The sequence below is a fragment of the Actinotalea ferrariae CF5-4 genome, from assembly GCF_000603945.1.
GTDB classification, from domain to species: domain Bacteria; phylum Actinomycetota; class Actinomycetes; order Actinomycetales; family Cellulomonadaceae; genus Actinotalea; species Actinotalea ferrariae.
On record NZ_AXCW01000480.1, the window covers coordinates 1 to 1,296 of the forward strand.

Below are 1,296 nucleotides of genomic sequence, written 5' to 3' on the forward strand. Positions count from 1 at the left end.
GTCCCGCCGCTCCCCCTGCGTCGGGTGGCGCCGCCGGTCAGTCGCGCGACGTCTCGTCCGACGCCTCGCCCAGACGGCCGACCCGGGCCGTGTGGCTGAGGGACGCCTCGGCGACCGGCGTCCCCGCACCCTCCGGGTCGACACCCTCGGTCGCGAGGTCGCCCTGCTCGGCGACGGACTCCACCGCGCCACCCCGGCGCCGGGTCGCCGCCAGGCTGGCGACGGTCGCGACGGTCAGGGTGCCGAGGATCACCGTGAGGGAGAGCCAGATCGGGATCTCCGGGGCCCACTCGACGTGCTCACCGCCGTTGATGAACGGCAGCTCGTTGGTGTGCAGCGCCTCGAGGACCAGCTTCACGCCGATGAACCCGAGGATGACCGCCAGCCCCTGCGACAGGTACACGAGGCGCTGCAGCAGCCCGCCGAGCAGGAAGTAGAGCTGTCGCAGGCCCAGCAGGGCGAAGGCGTTGGTCGTGAACACGATGTAGGGCTCCTTGGTGAGCCCGAAGATCGCCGGGATCGAGTCCAGGGCGAAGAGGACGTCGGTGGACCCGATCGCGATCATGACGATGAGCATCGGCGTGGCCACCCGGCGCCCGGCCTTGCGGACCCAGAGCCGGTCGCTGTGGTACTCGGTCGTCGAGGGGATCACGCGGCGGACGAGGCGCAGGAGCCGGTTGTCCTTGAAGTCGGCGGGCGCGTCCTCGTCGTGCTTCTCCCGGGCCAGCTTCACCGCGGTGTACACGAGGAACGCCCCGAAGATGTAGAACACCCAGGAGAACTGGGCGATCGCCGCGGCACCGGCCCAGATGAACAGGCCCCGGAGGACGATCGCGATCGCGACGCCGACGAGCAGGACCTTCTGCTGGTACGGCCGCGGGACGGCGAACCTCGTCATGATGATGAGGAACACGAAGAGGTTGTCGACCGACAGGCTCTTCTCGGTGACGTACCCCGCGAAGTACTCGCCGCCCGACGTCGTCCCGGCGACCGCCATGAGACCGAGACCGAAGACGACCGCCAGCCCGATGTAGACGGTGGACCAGATCGCGGACTCACGGAACGTCGGCTCGTGCGGGGTGCGCACATGGGCGAAGAAGTCGAACACGACGAGGGCCAGCACGCCGACTGCGGTGGCGAGCCAGACCCAGAGGGGGACGTCCACAGAACCTCCGGTACTTCGGACGGGGTACCGGAGGTCTCCTCCACCCGCCCTCTCGGGCCGGGCCGGCGCACCGGGCCGACGATCGCGTCAGCCGTGATGACGATGCCACCGCGACGGGAGTACTCCCCTCC

General features: G+C 69.9%; 1 protein-coding gene. It reads right to left on the reverse strand.

Translation table 11 applies throughout. The annotated features are described in order from the left end of the window. Nucleotides 1–37: 37 nt before the first annotated feature. The gene (locus N866_RS18925) at nt 38–1,165 is read right to left on the reverse strand and encodes a TerC family protein (RefSeq protein ID WP_081802827.1); all 1,128 of its coding nucleotides are present in this window, start codon (nt 1,163–1,165) and stop codon (nt 38–40) included. Nucleotides 1,166–1,296: the final 131 nt, after the last annotated feature.